Genomic DNA, 17798 nt, shown 5'->3' on the forward strand with positions numbered 1-17798 from the left:
TGATGGACAACAGGGCAACAAAACATCATTTATTAATAACGGAGTTATTTAAATAACGCGATCTTTTCCATTAATACCTGGGTGACGGCATTATTTGCCGGAATTAAAAACTTACGTACGCTGTCATTCACTTTGCCTTTCTCAAAGGTATTTTTACACTGGTCGACCCACTGTACGTTCATTTCCGTGCCGACATTCACTTTATTAATGCCTTCAGTGACGGCCAGGCGCATATCGTCATCACTCACCCCCGTTCCCCCGTGTAATACCAGTGGAACACCGGTCGCGGCGCTGATCTCTTGCAGCCGCTGATGTTGAATCTGTGCCTTGCCGGTATACAAGCCGTGTACCGTCCCCACCGACACCGCCAGCATGTCGACTCGCGTTTCCTCAACGAAGCGTTTGGCATCTTCTACCGTCGTAAAGCAGATATCCTCTGCCGCCACTGCTTTACCATCCTCTGAGCCACCAATAGCCCCAAGCTCGCCTTCCACCGTAATATTGCGCGGTCTGGCCATCTCCACCACGATGCGGGTATTACCGATATTCTCTTCCAGTTCCAGGTGCGAGCCGTCATACATGACCGAGGAAAATCCGGCATTCATCGCCGTCTCAATGGCGCTGATATCAGAGCAGTGATCCAGATGCAGACAGGTCGGGACATTCTCGCTCTCCGCCAGCGAACGCACCGCATCAACCAGCAGGCGATAACCCAGATATTCTGCCGTCCCGGTTGAAATCTGAATCATTAACGGGCTATTCGTTTTTTGCGCCGCTTTAAAAAACGCAGGCAGCATTTCAATACAGTGCAGGTTAAAGGATCCAATCGCTTTGAAATTTCTTTCCTGGCCGATTTTTAGGATCTCGTTGAAATTATACAGACTCATGAACATTTTCCCCTTTTGGCTTAGCGGATTTACCGTTTACGAACCATGCCAGTGCGGCAACAAAAACAATGAACAACGCGACAAACAGCCAGTTATTCTGGAAGGCGTGGCCTAAAACGAGGCCGGAACTGATGACGTCAGAATCGCTGAACGTGACGCCGGTGAAACCGTAGGTTTCCAGCATCGGCACCAGAATCGCAGGCAGGAAGGTGATGAACAGCCCGTGAACTACGCCGCCGATCATCGCGCCACGACGGCCGCCCAGCGCGTTGCCAAAGACGCCCGCGGTCCCCCCGGCGAAAAAGTTAGTTAGCAGACCCGGCAGGATCATCGCCAGACCAAACATCGGGAACACCAGCATACCGATGATGGAACCGACAGTGGTCGCCAGGAACCCAACAATCACCGCGTTGGGGGCATAAGGGAACAGAACCGGGCAATCCAGCGCGGGCTTTGCATCCGGAACGATACGCATAGCGATACCGCGAAATGCCGGAACCAGTTCGTTGAGCAGTAAGCGCACGCCGCTGTAGAGCACGAAGACACCGGCCACAAACTGAATGGACTGCATGAAGGCATACATCAGATAGTTCACGCCGCCGGAGAACTGGGCGATATATTCCGGACCCGCCGCCAGCGCCGGAATGAGGTACATCGGCACCATCACTACCGCCATGGCGAGATAGGTATCCTGTAAGAACTTGAAATTATCGGGTAATTCAAGGTCTTCCGTGGAGCGAGATCCTTTGCCCACCACTTTAGCCACCGCCGCCTGCACGAGATAGCCAATAGTACAAAAGTGCCCCAGCGCCACATCATCCGAGCCGGTGATGCGCCTGACCACCGGTTGCGCCAGCGCAGGCATCAGCACCGCCATCACGCCGCCAAAAACCCCGCCGGTCAGAATCAACGGCAGTCCGGTGAGCCCCGATTTATAGCCAATGACCGCGCCAATGGTCGCCATCCACAATAACGCTTGTCCGGTCAGGAAGATGTATTTCAGCGGTGTCAGACGCGCGATGATGATATTGACGGCAAAAATCACCATCAGGGTTAACGCCACTTCTGAGCCCAACTCACGGTTAGCTAACCCGGCGATGGCAGCCACATCGGTAATGTAGCCCTTCATACCAAATCCCTGAGTAAAAATATCGTTCAGGAAGGTCAGTGTGGCGACAATAATATTGATCCCGGCCATCATGATTAAAAAACCGAGCAGCGTTTTAAACGTCCCCTCTGCGGTTTTTCCCGGTGATTTCTTTTGCAGGATCAGTCCGAGCATCGCGATAAAGGCGATTAATATCGACGCCTGACCGAGCAAATCTTTAACGATGAATTCAACGAAGCTATTCATAATGAGCTACCTTCAGATTCCGCTCTTTTAAAAACGCGACGATTTTGGCTTCAATTTCGTCTTTGTCCGTGAGCTTATTCAGAACCACGACCCGTTTAATTTCTTCTTCACTGGCATCCGCCGTTAAGATGTCAGCAAAGGTTTTTTGCGTCAGGATCATGTCAGATTTAAACGCCCCTGCTTCAGATACCGTGGTATGTTCGATATGCGCAGGAATTTCCAGTTTCTTTAAAACCGCTTTCGCCGTCATTTCAATAGCAAAACTTGAACCGAGGCCGCAGCCACATACGCAAAGAATTTTCAGCATGTAAGGTCTCCTCAAATAATATTGAGTTGTTTGGCAAGTTTGTAATGATGTCCTTCTGTATCGACCAGACGTTTTTTCATACTTACGAGATCAATCGGAATAGGTTTATTGCTTTGATTTATAATAATCGCTTTATTTTTCATCCCTGACTGGATGCATCGAACCACTTCGCTCGCCATGATGGTGCCCTGATAAATTTCTTCACAGGTCGGATCGCCATTACGTAAACCGTAACCAACAATCGTTTTACGAATGCGCTCGCCAATACGTGGTTCGAGCTGTTTTATCATGGTGTCAATCGCCCCCTGAAAACCGGGAGAATATTCTCTGGTGTAGCCTTCTGAGCACAGAATAATCACGCTATTCTGGACGGTCAGTTTTTGCCTTACCCGTTCCGCTAAGGCATCAAGCGACATCTGGCATTCCGGAATCAGGGCGATATCCGCATTGCATTTAATTGCGGATTGCAGCGTTAATTCACCACAATATCCCCCCAATAATTCCACCATAAACACGCGACCAGGTAGCGCTCTGCCCGTATTTCGTAAACGAGAAACCTCCTTAATAATCTGTTCACAGGCGGTCGAAAAACCAATCGTATAATGACTGCCATAAACATCATTATCGATAGTCATCCCCACGCCAAAACAATTAATATCAAATTCGCTCAGGGTATTGAGAAACTGTAAACTGCCGTCACCGCCCGCCATAATTAACACATCAATGTGCAGCGACTTGAGTTTTCTGGCGATCGTTTCATATTCGCTACGCTGCAACTTACGGGTCGTTCTTCCCGAGGTAATGAGAGGTATTGCCGCGATAGAAAAATCGACCAAATCGCGCCATGCCACGTCATGATGATTTTTCTCCAGCAAGCCGGGAATACCACCATTGAATAAGGTAATTTTTGCATCCGCGAGTCGGGCAATCTGGAATATGAAATTATTTATTCCAGACACATCGCCCCCACTAATGACAATACCAATTTTCATTGCGTTTCCTCCGAAGCACCCGTGGAAACATTTTTCCCTGACTTCAAGTCCGCTATTTGCAATGAAGATCACATTATGCTGATAAATTCAGAGGCGAGTAATATTGACAGACTGATTGCATGGTCAATTTTTGTGATGCCAATCACATATAAAAATGAAATTTATCAAAGCGTGATTTTTTAATTCCGTTAATTATCATTTAGTTAATTGAAGCCCCCCTCATCCTTTTTACGCGCCCCTATTCTGTACGTCATATCGAGTTTATAAAAAGAGAGAAATGTGAGAAATATCGCATTTTTTTGCGTCCGGGAGGTTTATCAGCGCATTATTTCTTTCTGCGTCGCGTTGCAAAATGTGGCCTCGTGCACAAAGCCTGTTGATGCTTAGCCCACATTATGTCACTCCGCTCAGACATATTGCCGCTCATCTCAATACGAAAGCATCGTTAAAATCGTAGAAAAGAGGTTTTAACGGAGTCTCTCTATGTCAGAGCTTACGGTACGTTGTATTGACCTGAATATTCAGGGCAACAGCACTTATTCCATTCTGAAACAACTCGCGGAAATGGCGTTTCGGAATGGCGCGATCACCGATCGCCAGTTGTTTTTACAAACGCTGCTGATGCGGGAAAAACTGCATTCTACCGGATTCGGATCAGGTATCGCTGTGCCCCATGGCAAAAGCACCTGCGTAGAACACCCCTTTGTACTGTTTGCCCGTAAAACTCACGGAGTGGACTGGCAGTCCAGCGATGGCGAAGCCGTTAACTGTTGGATCTGCCTCGGCATACCGCAAACCGGCGAAGACGATCAGGTCAAAATCATCGGCACCCTGTGTCGCAAACTTATCCATCAGGATTTCATCAATCAACTGAAGCAAGGTGACGCCACTCAGGTACTGACTTTGCTCAATCAGACCTTAACTTCATAAGGAAGCGGCTATGGAGTCATCCTTACGTTTAGTAGCAATCACCAACTGTCCTGCCGGCATCGCCCACACTTATATGGTGGCCGAAGCGCTTGAGCAAAAAGCACGCTCGCTCGGTCATACGATTAAAATCGAAACCCAGGGGGCAAGTGGTGTAGAAAACCGCCTGACGCAGGATGACATTGCCGCCGCCGATTACGTGATTTTAGCCACCGGGCGTGGCTTAAGTGGTGACGATCGGGCGCGATTTGCCGGGAAAAAAGTCTATGAGATCGCCATTTCCCAGGCGCTAAAAAATATCGACCAGATTTTCACACAGTTGCCTTCTCATTCGCAGATGTTTACCGCAGATAGTAGCGTTAAACTCGGTAAACAGGATGTCCAGCAAGGCAGTGTAATGAGCCACCTGATGGCGGGGGTTTCCGCTGCGCTCCCGTTTGTGATCGGTGGCGGTATCCTGGTCGCCATCGCGAATATGCTGGTGCAGTTCGGCTTGCCGTATACCGATATGTCGAAGGGTGCGCCGTCATTTACCTGGATTATCGAATCCATCGGCTATCTGGGCTTCACCTTTATGATCCCCATTATGGGGGCGTATATCGCGTGGTCGATTGCCGACAAACCCGCATTTGCCCCGGCGTTTCTGGTCTGCTATCTGGCTAACGACAAAGGATTGCTCGGCACCCAGTCTGGTGCTGGTTTTCTCGGCGCGGTGGTACTGGGTTTGGCAATCGGCTATTTCGTGCTGTGGTTTCGCAAAGTCCGTCTCGGCAAAGCGCTCCAGCCGTTGCTTGGCTCGATGCTAATCCCATTCGCCACTTTGCTGGTGTTTGGCGTGCTGACGTATTACGTTATTGGTCCGGTGATGTCTGATCTGATGAGCGGCCTGCTGCACTTCCTGAACACGATCCCCCCGTCCATGAAAATGGGCGCCGCCTTCCTCGTTGGCGCGATGCTGGCATTTGATATGGGTGGGCCCATCAACAAAACCGCATGGTTTTTCTGCTTCTCACTGCTGGAAAAACATATCTATGACTGGTACGCCATCGTCGGCGTAGTGGCGCTAATGCCTCCCGTCGCGGCAGGCATTGCCACGTATCTGACACCCAAACTGTTTACCTCACAGGAGAAGGCCGCCGCGAGCAGCGCGATTGTGGTCGGCGCCACTGTCGCCACCGAACCCGCAATTCCTTATGCCCTGGCCGCACCGCTGCCAATGATTACCGCCAATACACTCTCCGGTGGTATTACCGGAATGCTGGTGATCGCTTTCGGAATCAAACGCCTCGCGCCGGGATTAGGTATTTTTGATCCGCTGATTGGCCTGATGTCGCCGGTAGGCTCCTTTTACCTGGTGCTGGCTATTGGCCTCGCACTGAACATTGCGTTGATTATCATCCTGAAAGGGCTGTGGCTGAGACGCAAGACCGCGCAACAGGAACATGCACATGAACATTAAGTTACTTCAGCAATTATGCGAAGCCAGCGCGGTCAGTGGCGATGAACAAGAAGTGCGCGCAATTCTCATCAATGAGCTGGAATCCTGCGTGGATGAAATGACGTTTGACGGCCTCGGCAGTTTTGTTGCTCGTAAAGGTCATTGTGGGCCAAAGGTGGCAGTCGTCGGTCATATGGATGAAGTCGGCTTTATGGTCACACATATCGACGATAGCGGTTTTCTGCGTTTTACGACAATTGGGAGTTGGTGGAGTCAGTCGATGCTGAACCACCGGGTCACTATTTGTACCCGCAAGCGATTTAAAATCCCTGGTGTTATCGGCTCCGTTGCACCGCATGCCCTCACCGAAAAACAGAAACAGCAACCACTGACATTTGACGAAATGTTCATTGATATTGGCGCGAGCAGCCGCGAAGAGGTAGAAAAGCGCGGTATTGCGATCGGTGACTTCATTAGCCCAGAGGCGAACTTTGCCTGCTGGGGCGACGACAAAATCGTCGGCAAAGCACTGGATAATCGTGTCGGCTGCGCCCTGATGGCAGAACTTTTGCAGTCCGTCGATAATCCGAATATCACCCTCTATGGCGTGGGCAGCGTGGAGGAAGAGGTGGGGCTGCGCGGCGCGCAAACCTCAGCAGAACACATCAGGCCCGACGTGGTTATCGTCCTGGATACTGCTGTTGCTGGTGATGTCCCTGGAATCGACAACACCAAATACCCATTGAAACTGGGTGAAGGTCCAGGGCTCATGCTGTTTGATAAACGTTATTTCCCAAATCAACAGCTGGTCGCGGCATTAAGGACGAGTGCAGAAAACAGTGGCGCCCCTTTACAGTTCTGTACCATGAAAACCGGAGCAACAGACGGTGGACGTTACAATGTGATGGGTGGCGGGCGCCCCGTTGCAGCACTCTGTTTGCCCACCCGCTATCTGCATGCCAATAGCGGCATGATTTCTGCAAAAGATTATGATGCATTGTTTACGTTAGTCCGTGACCTGCTGACTTCATTGACGGCAGAGCAGATCAAAACTTTCACCGACTTTCGCCGGGTGATCTGATGCTCAGTGAACGCCAGTTAACGCTTGTCGACCTTCTTGAACAACGGCCTAACTCACTCAGCGAGCTGGCGCGGCAAACTGGCGTTTCGGGTAGAACAATCCTGCGCGATATTGATTACATCAATTTTACCCTCAGCGGGAAAGCGCGCATTCAGCCTGGTGGCAGTGCGGGTTACCAACTGGACATTATCGACCGGCGCAGCTTTTTTCAGCTTTTACAACGCCATGATAACGACGATCGTTTGCTGGCACTTCTGCTGCTCAATACCTTTACCCCCCGCGTACAACTGGCTTCTTCGCTTAATTTGCCGGAAACCTGGGTCGCAGACCGTCTGTCGCGACTGAAGCAACGCTATGAGCGTGCATTTTGTCTTTCCAGCCGCCCCGGTGTGGGCCATTTCGTTGATGAACCAGAAGAAAAACGGATTGTCCTGCTGGCGAACCTGCTCAAAAAAGACCCGCTGTTAATTCCTCTCCCCGGCGTGACGCGAGACACTGTCGAACGACTTACCAGCGCATGTGAACATCTTCTTGCTGAGTTCCCACTGACGTCGGGTGAATACCTCGCCAGTCTGGTGCTGGCGGTCTATGCACTGCGTAATCAACTCTCGGGCACATGGCCTGAATGTCGGCATACAGTGTTAAAAAATGCCGTAGAACAGGGCGGGATCTATCTTGGCGAGAACGCGTTCAAAACGCTGCACGGACTGCTGGATAAACAGCAACAACAGGCCATGACCCTGTCTGCCGATACCGTGATTGCTTTACTACAACGCGTACCTGGCGTCGCCACTTTGAACCTTATCGATACGCAACTGGTTGAAAATATCACGGGTCACCTGCTGAGATGCGTTTCGGCCCCCGTTTGGGTACCGGAACATCGCCAGAGCAGCATGAATAACCTGAAAGCGGCCTGGCCCGCTGCATTTGACATGAGCCTGCGCTTCATTGCGCTACTGCGTGAACAGTTAGAAATTCCGCTGTTTGACAGTGATCTGATCGGGCTCTATTTCGCCTGTGCGCTGGAGCGGCACCAAAATGAGCGTCAACCCATCATTTTATTATCCGATCAAAATGCGATTGCCACCATAAATCAGCAGGCTATTGAACGTGATGTATTGAATTGTCGGGTGATCATTGCACGCACTCCCAGTGATGTGTACGCGATAAGACAAGAAGTTGATCCCCTGTTGATCGTCAATAACAGCCACTATTTATTGGATGACTCATTAAAAAATGTCCTGACTATTAAAAATATTATTTCCGCAGTCGGGTCCGAACAAATCAAAAATTTTCTTGCCACGGCGTTTATTCGTCAGCAACCGGAGCGCTTCTTCTCTGAGGCGGGCAGCTTTCACTATATGAATCTCGCCGACGAAACCTGGCATCACATTACCCATCAGATTTGCGACAAACTCGTGGCGCAGGAACATATCACCCGTGATGAAGCACTGCGGATATGCGCCCGCGAAGATGAAGGCGAAAACCTGATTATCAATCATCTGGCGATCCCCCACTGCTGGAGCGAACAGAAGCGTCACTTTCGCGGGTTCTTCATTACTCTGGCGCATCCCGTACAGGTCAATAATGAACTTGTCAGCCATGTACTGATTGCTTGCGCTGCCGCTGACGCACGTCACGAATTAAAAATCTTCAGCTATCTGGCCAGCGTGCTGTGTCAGCATCCCGCCGAAACCATTTGTGAGTTAACGGGATATGACGCGTTTATGTCGTTGTTAAAACAATAATGACAGACACAAAAAAAGCGCCTCAAGGGCGCTCTTTCGACAATGGAGATGAACTTATTTCAGCAGTTCCGCCGTCATGTGCACGCGGTTACCGGTGTAAGCCTGAGTGATTTTATAGGAGCTTGCACCAGCCTGTTCAGCCTGAGCGGCGATTTTTGCTTCAGCACTTTCCAGAGTAGAACCGGTCGCGGTCACAGACTGGGCAGCAAAAGAACCGAAAGAGGTAGCGAGAGCGATAACTGCGACAAAAGTTTTGATGCTTTTCATGATATAAACCCTTTAACTTAGTTGTTTAAGTAAGGCACCGTGCCTTGATGTGATAAATAATAGGCCGTTACTCAGACAACTAAAAGCGGAAGGATTTGCCCGTTTCATTCAAATTAATTGAATCAAAATCACTCAGCGATTAAACGCTGCGGATGAGTATAAATGGTCGCCCTGCCTGGCTTACAGAACCCCACCAGCGTCAGATTGCAGCGCTCAGCGACTTCCACCGCCAGCGTGGTGGCAGCAGAGACCGCAAACAGAATCTCAACGCCGCACATCGCAGACTTCTGCACCATCTCATAGCTTGCGCGACTGGAAACCAGCGCCGCTCCCGGCACCCAGCTTTCGCCTTCGGCGGCACGGCGCCCCAGCAGTTTATCCAGCGCAACATGTCGACCGACATCTTCATGTCCGCCCGCCAGTTCACCCGATGGCATCACCCACGCCGCAGCGTGCGTACACCCGGTGAGCTGCCCCACAGGCTGAAAATCTTTCAGATGTCTTAATGCGTGATCAAGTCTGGCGAGGTTAAAAGTCTGGGTAAACGGCAGAGGCTGCACCGGTTTACCGATGTCATTGAGCTGCTCAACCCCGCACACGCCACAGCCGGTGCGTCCGGCCAACGCGCGACGGCGTTCTTTCAGCCCCATAAAACGGCGACTGGAAAGCTCGATCTGGACTTCAAGTCCATTACAGGAGGGAACCACATCCATGCCATAGATCTCGCGCGGGCTGTCAATGATCCCCTCAGACAAGGAAAAACCGACTGCAAAATGTTCCAGATCCTTCGGCGAGGCCATCATGACAACATGAGAAATGCCGTTATAAACCAGCGCCACGGGCACCTCTTCAGCGACCTCATCCGGCTGAGGGTGATGCAAATCCTCACGCTTCCAAAGGTTAACCTGGCGAGAGCTTGTGACATTAATCACATTTCCGACTTCTTTTGGATGTATCTTATTCACTTTCTTTTAACCGTATAAGAACACACGTACCAACATTGTGGTATTCTGTCGCAAGCCCCTCCTGGATGGGGGGAATTAACCCAATTCTGGACCTTTGCGGTCCCGTCCGCAAAGAAAAATAACAACCACACCCTGAGCGCTCACCAACATGAATGTGAAAGGGATGTGACAATGTCGAAAAAGGAGCAAACCATGCAGGTCAGCAGAAGGCAGTTCTTTAAGATCTGCGCTGGCGGTATGGCAGGCACCACGGCGGCAGCACTGGGCTTCGCGCCCGGCGTAGCGCTCGCGGAAACCCGGCAATATAAACTGCTGCGCACCCGCGAAACCCGTAATACCTGCACTTACTGTTCCGTTGGTTGTGGGCTGTTGATGTACAGCCTCGGCGACGGTGCAAAAAACGCCAAAGCGTCAATCTTCCATATCGAAGGTGACCCGGACCATCCGGTCAACCGTGGTGCGCTCTGCCCGAAAGGGGCCGGTCTGGTGGACTTCATCCACTCCGAAAGTCGCCTCAAATTCCCGGAATACCGCGCACCAGGCTCGGATAAATGGCAACAAATCAGTTGGGATGAGGCATTTGACCGCATCGCGAAACTGATGAAAGAAGACCGCGATGCCAACTACATTGCGCAAAACGCTGAAGGCGTTACCGTTAACCGCTGGCTGTCTACCGGGATGCTGTGTGCTTCCGCGTCCAGTAACGAAACCGGCTTTTTAACGCAAAAATTCACCCGCGCGCTCGGTATGCTCGCGGTCGACAACCAGGCGCGTGTCTGACACGGACCAACGGTAGCAAGTCTTGCTCCAACATTTGGTCGCGGTGCGATGACCAACCACTGGGTCGACATTAAGAACGCCAACCTCGTCGTGGTGATGGGCGGTAACGCCGCTGAAGCACACCCGGTCGGGTTCCGCTGGGCGATGGAAGCGAAGATTCACAACGGCGCGAAGCTGATTGTGATCGATCCGCGTTTCACGCGTACGGCGTCGGTGGCCGATTTCTATGCCCCAATCCGTTCTGGTACTGACATTGCCTTCCTGTCAGGCGTGATGCTGTACCTGCTGACGAACGAAAAATATAACCGCGAATACACCGAGGCCTACACCAACGCCAGCCTGATCGTGCGTGAAGATTTCGGCTTCGAAGATGGCCTGTTCACTGGCTATAACGCGGATCAACGCAAGTACGACAAGACCAGTTGGAACTATGAGCTGGACGAAGAGGGCTTTGCCAAACGCGATACCACCCTGCAACACCCGCGCTGCGTCTGGAACCTGCTGAAACAGCACGTCTCCCGCTACACGCCGGACGTGGTGGAAAATATCTGCGGTACGCCAAAAGCCGACTTCCTGAAAGTCTGCGAGTACATTGCGGAAACCAGCGCGAAAGACAAAACCGCATCGTTCCTGTATGCCCTCGGCTGGACACAACACTCCATCGGTTCGCAGAACATTCGTACCATGGCGATGATCCAGTTGCTGCTTGGCAACATGGGGATGGCAGGCGGCGGCGTTAATGCCCTGCGCGGCCACTCCAACATTCAGGGGCTGACAGACTTAGGCCTGCTGTCACAAAGCCTGCCGGGTTACCTGACGCTACCGAATGAAAAACAGCCGGACCTGCAAACGTATCTGGCCGCGAACACGCCAAAACCGCTGTTGAAAGACCAGGTCAACTACTGGGGCAACTACCCGAAATTCTTCGTCTCGTTGATGAAGGCCTTCTACGGCGATAAAGCGACAGCGGAAAATAGCTGGGGCTTTGACTTCTTGCCGAAGTGGGACAAAGGGTACGACGTGCTGCAGTACTTCGAGATGATGAAAGAGGGTAAGGTCAATGGCTATATCTGCCAGGGCTTCAACCCGGTTGCCTCATTCCCGAACAAAAACAAGACGATCGCATCACTGTCCAAACTGAAGTTCCTGGTGACGATCGATCCGCTCAACACCGAGACCTCCACCTTCTGGCAAAACCACGGTGAGTCGAACGATGTGGATCCGTCGAAAATCCAGACCGAAGTGTTCCGCCTGCCGTCCACCTGCTTCGCCGAAGAGAACGGCTCGATCGTGAACTCCGGTCGCTGGCTGCAGTGGCACTGGAAAGGCGCAGACGCTCCGGGGATCGCGGTCACCGACGGCGAAATCCTGGCCGGTATCTTCCTGCGCCTGCGCAAAATGTATGCTGAGCAGAGCGGTGCCAACCCGGAACAGGTGCTGAGCATGACCTGGAACTACTCCACCCCACATGAACCGGCATCGGAAGAAGTGGCGATGGAGAGTAACGGGAAAGCGCTGGCCGATCTCATCGACCCGGCAACGGGCGCAGTGATCGTCAAGAAAGGCCAACAGCTCAGCTCGTTTGCTCAGTTGCGTGACGACGGCACCACCTCCAGTGGCTGCTGGATTTTCGCCGGTAGCTGGACGCCGGAAGGCAACCAGATGGCGCGTCGCGATAACGCCGATCCGTCCGGTCTGGGCAATACGCTGGGCTGGGCATGGGCATGGCCGTTGAACCGCCGCATCCTGTACAACCGTGCTTCCGCTGACCCGCAGGGTAATCCGTGGGATCCAAAGCGCCAGATCCTGAAATGGGACGGCGCAAAATGGAGCGGGATGGACATTCCGGACTACAGCGCCGCCGCGCCAGGCAGCGACGTCGGGCCGTTCATCATGCAACCGGAAGGGATGGGACGTCTGTTCGCTCTCGACAAGATGGCGGAAGGTCCATTCCCGGAACACTACGAACCGTTTGAAACGCCGCTGGGTACCAACCCGCTGCACCCGAACGTGATCTCCAACCCTGCCGCCCGTATCTTTAAGGGCGACGCCGAAGCGCTAGGTAAAGCCGATAAGTTCCCGTACGTCGGAACCACTTACCGTCTGACCGAGCACTTCCACTACTGGACCAAGCATGCGCTGCTTAACGCTATCGCGCAGCCGGAACAATTTGTGGAGATCGGCGAGACGCTGGCGAACAAGCTCGGTATCGCCCATGGCGACACTGTTAAAGTCTCCTCTAACCGCGGCTATATCAAAGCCAAAGCAGTGGTGACTAAGCGTATTCGCACGCTGAAGGCAGACGGTAAGGATATCGATACTATCGGTATTCCGATTCACTGGGGCTATGAAGGTGTGGCGAAGAAAGGGTTTATTGCGAACACCCTGACGCCATCGGTGGGCGATGCCAACTCACAAACGCCGGAATTTAAGTCCTTCCTGGTGAACGTGGAAAAGGTGTAACGGAGACGACTTATGGCTTATCAATCGCAAGACATTATCCGTCGTTCCGCGACTAACGGTCTCACCCCCGCGCCTCAGGCGCGGGACTTCCAGGAAGAAGTGGCGAAGCTCATTGACGTCACCACCTGCATCGGCTGTAAAGCCTGTCAGGTGGCCTGTTCAGAGTGGAACGACATCCGTGATGAGATCGGCAGCAACGTCGGGGTCTATGATAACCCGGCGGATTTAACCGCTAAATCCTGGACCGTGATGCGTTTCTCGGAAGTGGAGCAGAACGACAAACTGGAATGGCTGATCCGTAAGGATGGCTGTATGCACTGCGCCGATCCGGGCTGCCTGAAGGCGTGTCCGGCAGAAGGCGCTATCATTCAGTATGCCAACGGGATTGTCGACTTCCAGTCCGAGCAGTGCATCGGCTGTGGTTACTGCATCGCCGGTTGCCCGTTCGACGTGCCGCGACTCAACCCGGAAGACAACCGCGTCTATAAATGTACGCTGTGCGTTGACCGCGTGACCGTTGGCCAGGAACCGGCCTGCGTGAAAACCTGCCCAACGGGTGCTATCCACTTTGGTTCCAAAGAGGACATGAAAACGTTGGCTGGCGAGCGTGTGGCAGAACTGAAAACCCGTGGTTACGACAATGCTGGCCTGTACGATCCGGCGGGCGTAGGTGGGACGCACGTGATGTATGTGTTGCACCATGCCGACAAACCGAATCTGTACCACGGTCTGCCGGAGAACCCGGAAATCAGCGCCACCGTGAAATTCTGGAAAGGGATCTGGAAGCCTCTTGCAGCGGTCGGCTTTGCCGCGACCTTTGCGGCCAGCATCTTCCACTACGTCGGTGTCGGTCCAAACCGTGCGGATGAGGAAGAGAACAACCTGCATGAAGAGAAAGACGATGAGGTGCGCAAATGAAAAGACGTGACACCATCGTGCGCTACACCGCGCCGGAACGCATCAACCACTGGGTCACCGCCTTCTGCTTCGTGCTGGCGGCGGTGAGCGGGCTGGGCTTTTTCTTCCCGTCCTTCAACTGGCTGATGCAAATCATGGGCACACCGCAACTGGCGCGTATTCTGCACCCGTTTGTGGGCGTCATCATGTTTGCCTCGTTCATCATCATGTTCTTCCGTTACTGGCACCACAACCTGATTAACCGGGATGACATTTTTTGGGCGAAGAACATTCGCAAGATTGTCGTCAACGAAGAGGTGGGTGACACCGGGCGGTATAACTTCGGCCAGAAATGCGTGTTCTGGGCGGCGATTATCTTCCTGGTGCTGCTGCTGGTGAGCGGTGTGATCATCTGGCGTCCGTACTTTGCGCCAGCGTTCTCCATTCCGGTGATCCGCTTCGCGTTAATGCTGCATTCATTTGCCGCCGTCGCGCTGATTGTGGTTATCATGGTGCATATTTACGCCGCGCTGTGGGTAAAAGGTACTATTACCGCGATGGTAGAGGGCTGGGTAACCCGCTCCTGGGCGAAGAAGCATCACCCGCGCTGGTACCGTGAAGTTCGCGAAAAACAGGATAAGACCCAGTCGTAAGCAAGGGCTGTTCGTGAACCGATAAGATAACGCCGGAGACTGAGTTTCCGGCGTTTTTTTAAGGGATATTTTTGGCCTGACAGGCCGTTTTGACAACTTTTTGACAACTTTATACAGATTACAGACCAACCGACGTTACGGTCGCATAAGAATGGAGTCGATTCTTAAGACAAGGAGACGTACCGTGAATCTCAAACACCTCTTCGCAGCCCTGGCAATGGGACTGCTTGCGACAACAACAGCGGCACAACCGCCCGCGCCGAAAGTGACGATTAAATCCGAACTGGCTTCCCCTCTGGTGCTGGAAAACAGCCAGGACAAAAACTACCTCAAAGTATCACTGACGGGTTTCCCGCTGCATGCAACCAAACGCAGCCCGATCAACCTCGCGCTGGTGATTGACCGCTCCGGCTCTATGGGCGGCGAGCGTATCGAACAAGCCACAGAAGCTGCCGTAATGGCAGTGAACACTTTAAGCGCCCAGGACACGCTCTCGGTGGTGATTTACGACGACGTCGTGGATGTCATTGTGCCGGCGGCCAAAGTCGACAATAAAGCGAAACTTATCAGCCAAATCCGTGAACGACTGACCGCACGCGGCGGTACTGCCCTGTTTGCCGGTGTCAGCCGCGGTATCAAAGAAAACAGTAAATTCCTCGATAAGGCCCATGTTAACCGCATCATCCTGCTGTCTGATGGTCAGGCGAACATCGGCCCTTCCTCCACCAGCGAGCTGGCAGAACTGGGTAAGATTGCCGCCCGCAAAGGGATTGCCATCACGACGATGGGTATTGGCGAAGGCTACAATGAAGATCTGATGGCGGCGATTGCCCAGTACAGCGATGGCAACCACGTGTTTGTACAAAACACCGATGCCCTGGAGAAGGCATTTGCCCATGAATTTGGCGATGTCATGTCCGTCGTCGCTCAGGATGTGGTGGTGCAAATTAACGTCGCCGACAACGTTAAGCCACTTCGCCTGCTGGGGCGTGAAGGTGAAATCCGCGACAACACGGTGACCGTTAAACTGAACCAGCTTTACGCCAATCAGGAGAAATATGTCATGCTGGAAGTGCTGCCGGCGAAAGGCCAGGCCGCACAAAGCAAGCCGCTCGCTGAGGTCAACGTCAGCTATAACAACCTCGCCACCGGGCAGAAAGAGCGTTGGGATGACAAGATGGCCGTCAGCTATACCGCCTCAGCCAACGAGGTTCAGAAAGCGCAGGTGGAGGATGTGATCGTCGATTCCGCCATTCAGAAATCCGCCATTCAGAATGAGCAGGCGTTACAGCTCATCGATGAAGGCAAAATGGACGAGGCGAAAGCGATCCTGCGCGATAACTCCAGTACACTCAGCGCGTTACCGCTTAGCGCACCGGCCGCCAGAATGAAGGCACAGGCGAGCGCAGAGGAAAATCTTAAGTTGCTGGACAGGATGGAAAGCGAAAGCAAAGAAGCGTCGCGCAAGTCGCTGAAAGAACAGAGTTATAAAACCAAAAACCAGAGTTCGAAATCGAACTGATCCACAAGGAGTGCTGGATGTTCAGACGCAAGCCGATTTATCTCGTCATTACATTGATGTTTTTTATTCTGCTTGCTTACCTGGGCGTTCGCACTCTGGAACATGAAGTCTTGTTGCGTCAGTACCAGACCCAAACCCTGGCGAAATCGCAAACCGCCAGCGTCGCCAGGGGGATCGAAAATATTCTGCAGCAAAAAGCCTCCCGCCTGCATGCGATTGGCGATTTTATCGACCCCGCAGAGGTCGCCACCCTCAGCGCGCTTAAAGAGAACGACAGCGACATTGCCGACGTCTTTATGCTGCGGAAAAATCATCTCCTTTACCCCGATGAGCGTCAGCCGTTGAGCAACAAGGATAAAGAGTGGGTACGCCTGCTCAGCCCGCTGGTCAACGATCCCAGCCAACTTGCCAGTCATATGACGCAAAGCGAGCAGGACACGCCGCAGGCCGGCTGGTTTATTAGTTTTGAGACTCCGGAACCGCTGTTGATCTACTGGCGGCAGAAAGACGGGGCGATCATCGGCTTTCGCCTCTCCTGGGTACAGCTGATGATGGATATGGCGAACAGCATACAGGTGAACCCGGGGGATCCGCAGCAGATTGTCAGGGTGACGGAAAACGGCCGTCAGCTTTATCAGAACGCGCAGGCGGATCTGCGGCGGCTCACTTTAATGGACTCCCGCACGCTGGCGTATCCACTCACAACGTGGCAGGTCAGCGCTTACGGCGTCAACGCACCGCTCTGGCATATCTGGCTGTGGGGCGGCGCATTAATCGTCCTGCTGCTTCTCGCCGTCGCACTGTTGGGCGTCTCGCTGTGGCGGGAATATACCCGCGCGGCGCGTCAGGCGCGCCAGCAGGTCGATTTTGTCAGCCAGGTGTCACACGAACTGAAAACACCGCTGACCAACATCACGCTCTATGCCGAACTGCTGCGCGAAGGGCTGGATGATGAACAAACGCATGAGCGACGCTATGTGGATGTGATCACTCAGGAAGGCCAGCGGTTATCACGGCTTATCCAGAATATCCTGACCTTTACGCGCGCACCGAAACTGCATCTTCAGCCAGTCAATCTCCGCCGTCTGATGACAGAAATTACGCAGATCTTTACGCCTGCGTTGCAGGCTAAAGGCATGACGATTCACATGTCCTGCCCTGAGAATCTGATATTGCACAGCGATCGCGACGTGATCACGCAAATTGTCAGCAACTTTCTCAGTAATGCCGAAAAATACGCTTCGCAGGGCCAGCGCGTGGATCTGACCGTTGAACACGTTGCGGAAAACGTGGAGATCGCCGTTCGCGACTATGGTCCCGGTATTGCGGAAAATGAGATGTCCTTGATCTTCCGCCCGTTTTATCGGGTCAAATCCTCCATTACCGAGGGTGTTTCAGGTACCGGTATTGGGCTCACCATCGCTTGCCAACTGGCGCAACGCCTGCACGGAAAGATTCAGGTAACGGCGCAAGAGCCAGGCGTCCGCTTTACCCTTACGCTGCCGCAGGGATGAGAA

The 17798-nt window shown here is 52.8% G+C and carries 15 protein-coding genes; 9 read left to right on the forward strand and 6 right to left on the reverse strand.

The window, feature by feature from the left end:
• Positions 1 to 44: 44 nt before the first annotated feature.
• From HVX64_RS22375 to HVX64_RS22390, 4 genes are read right to left on the reverse strand one after another with little or no spacing between them, the layout of a single operon-like run.
• On the reverse strand, positions 45 to 887 hold the full coding sequence (locus tag HVX64_RS22375; protein ID WP_042998880.1) for a class II fructose-bisphosphate aldolase: 843 nt from the start codon (positions 885 to 887) through the stop codon (positions 45 to 47).
• Complete coding sequence (locus HVX64_RS22380; RefSeq protein WP_042998879.1) at positions 874 to 2241, reverse strand: PTS sugar transporter subunit IIC; 1368 nt, start codon at positions 2239 to 2241, stop codon at positions 874 to 876. Before HVX64_RS22380 ends, HVX64_RS22375 begins: the two co-directional genes overlap by 14 nt.
• Positions 2234 to 2548 carry a PTS sugar transporter subunit IIB gene (locus HVX64_RS22385; protein WP_042325486.1) on the reverse strand — a complete coding sequence of 105 codons (315 nt, stop codon included), beginning with the start codon at positions 2546 to 2548 and terminating at the stop codon, positions 2234 to 2236. Before HVX64_RS22385 ends, HVX64_RS22380 begins: the two co-directional genes overlap by 8 nt.
• Before the next feature lie 11 nt (positions 2549 to 2559).
• On the reverse strand, positions 2560 to 3540 hold the full coding sequence (locus HVX64_RS22390) for a 6-phosphofructokinase (RefSeq protein WP_044257191.1): 981 nt from the start codon (positions 3538 to 3540) through the stop codon (positions 2560 to 2562).
• A gap of 483 nt (positions 3541 to 4023) precedes the next feature.
• Between HVX64_RS22390 and HVX64_RS22395 the strand changes: the two genes are divergently transcribed.
• The 4 genes from HVX64_RS22395 to HVX64_RS22410 are packed head-to-tail and all read left to right on the forward strand — an operon-like array spanning position 4024 to position 8734.
• Complete coding sequence (locus HVX64_RS22395; RefSeq protein ID WP_044257189.1) at positions 4024 to 4470, forward strand: PTS fructose transporter subunit IIA; 447 nt, start codon at positions 4024 to 4026, stop codon at positions 4468 to 4470.
• Between the two features lie 10 nt (positions 4471 to 4480).
• Positions 4481 to 5926 carry a PTS fructose-like transporter subunit IIBC gene (locus HVX64_RS22400; protein WP_058587297.1) on the forward strand — a complete coding sequence of 482 codons (1446 nt, stop codon included), beginning with the start codon at positions 4481 to 4483 and terminating at the stop codon, positions 5924 to 5926.
• Complete coding sequence (locus tag HVX64_RS22405) at positions 5916 to 6986, forward strand: aminopeptidase (protein WP_044257186.1); 1071 nt, start codon at positions 5916 to 5918, stop codon at positions 6984 to 6986. The genes HVX64_RS22400 and HVX64_RS22405 overlap by 11 nt, the downstream gene beginning before the upstream one ends.
• Positions 6986 to 8734, forward strand: a complete 1749-nt coding sequence (locus HVX64_RS22410) for a putative frv operon regulatory protein (protein WP_181825191.1) — start codon at positions 6986 to 6988, stop codon at positions 8732 to 8734. The genes HVX64_RS22405 and HVX64_RS22410 overlap by 1 nt, the downstream gene beginning before the upstream one ends.
• 54 nt (positions 8735 to 8788) lie before the next feature.
• On the opposite strand, the gene HVX64_RS22415 is transcribed toward HVX64_RS22410, so the two are convergent.
• A complete protein-coding gene (locus tag HVX64_RS22415) occupies positions 8789 to 9001 on the reverse strand; it encodes a DUF1471 domain-containing protein (protein ID WP_042998873.1) in 213 nt (70 codons plus the stop codon).
• A 128-nt stretch (positions 9002 to 9129) separates the two neighbouring features.
• Positions 9130 to 9966 (reverse strand): formate dehydrogenase accessory sulfurtransferase FdhD, encoded by an 837-nt coding sequence (fdhD, locus tag HVX64_RS22420; protein WP_044257184.1) that lies wholly within the window; start codon positions 9964 to 9966, stop codon positions 9130 to 9132.
• 192 nt (positions 9967 to 10158) lie between these two features.
• On the opposite strand from fdhD, the gene fdnG reads away from it, so the two are divergent.
• The 5 genes from fdnG to HVX64_RS22445 all read left to right on the forward strand — a co-directional run bounded on the left by fdnG (position 10159) and on the right by HVX64_RS22445 (position 17795).
• Complete coding sequence (gene fdnG, locus HVX64_RS22425; RefSeq protein ID WP_080721738.1) at positions 10159 to 13209, forward strand: formate dehydrogenase-N subunit alpha; 3051 nt, start codon at positions 10159 to 10161, stop codon at positions 13207 to 13209.
• 12 nt (positions 13210 to 13221) lie between these two features.
• Positions 13222 to 14127, forward strand: a complete 906-nt coding sequence (fdoH, locus tag HVX64_RS22430) for a formate dehydrogenase O subunit beta (RefSeq protein WP_042998870.1) — start codon at positions 13222 to 13224, stop codon at positions 14125 to 14127.
• Complete coding sequence (gene fdoI, locus HVX64_RS22435) at positions 14124 to 14759, forward strand: formate dehydrogenase cytochrome b556 subunit (RefSeq protein WP_044257180.1); 636 nt, start codon at positions 14124 to 14126, stop codon at positions 14757 to 14759. The genes fdoH and fdoI overlap by 4 nt, the downstream gene beginning before the upstream one ends.
• Before the next feature lie 184 nt (positions 14760 to 14943).
• Positions 14944 to 16281: a VWA domain-containing protein gene (locus tag HVX64_RS22440; RefSeq protein WP_181825192.1), complete on the forward strand. Its 1338-nt coding sequence runs from the start codon at positions 14944 to 14946 to the stop codon at positions 16279 to 16281.
• Between the two features lie 17 nt (positions 16282 to 16298).
• On the forward strand, positions 16299 to 17795 hold the full coding sequence (locus HVX64_RS22445) for a HAMP domain-containing sensor histidine kinase (protein ID WP_044257176.1): 1497 nt from the start codon (positions 16299 to 16301) through the stop codon (positions 17793 to 17795).
• Positions 17796 to 17798: the final 3 nt, after the last annotated feature.

Source organism: Citrobacter sp. RHB20-C16 (assembly GCF_013890155.1).
Taxonomy (GTDB): domain Bacteria; phylum Pseudomonadota; class Gammaproteobacteria; order Enterobacterales; family Enterobacteriaceae; genus Citrobacter_A; species Citrobacter_A amalonaticus.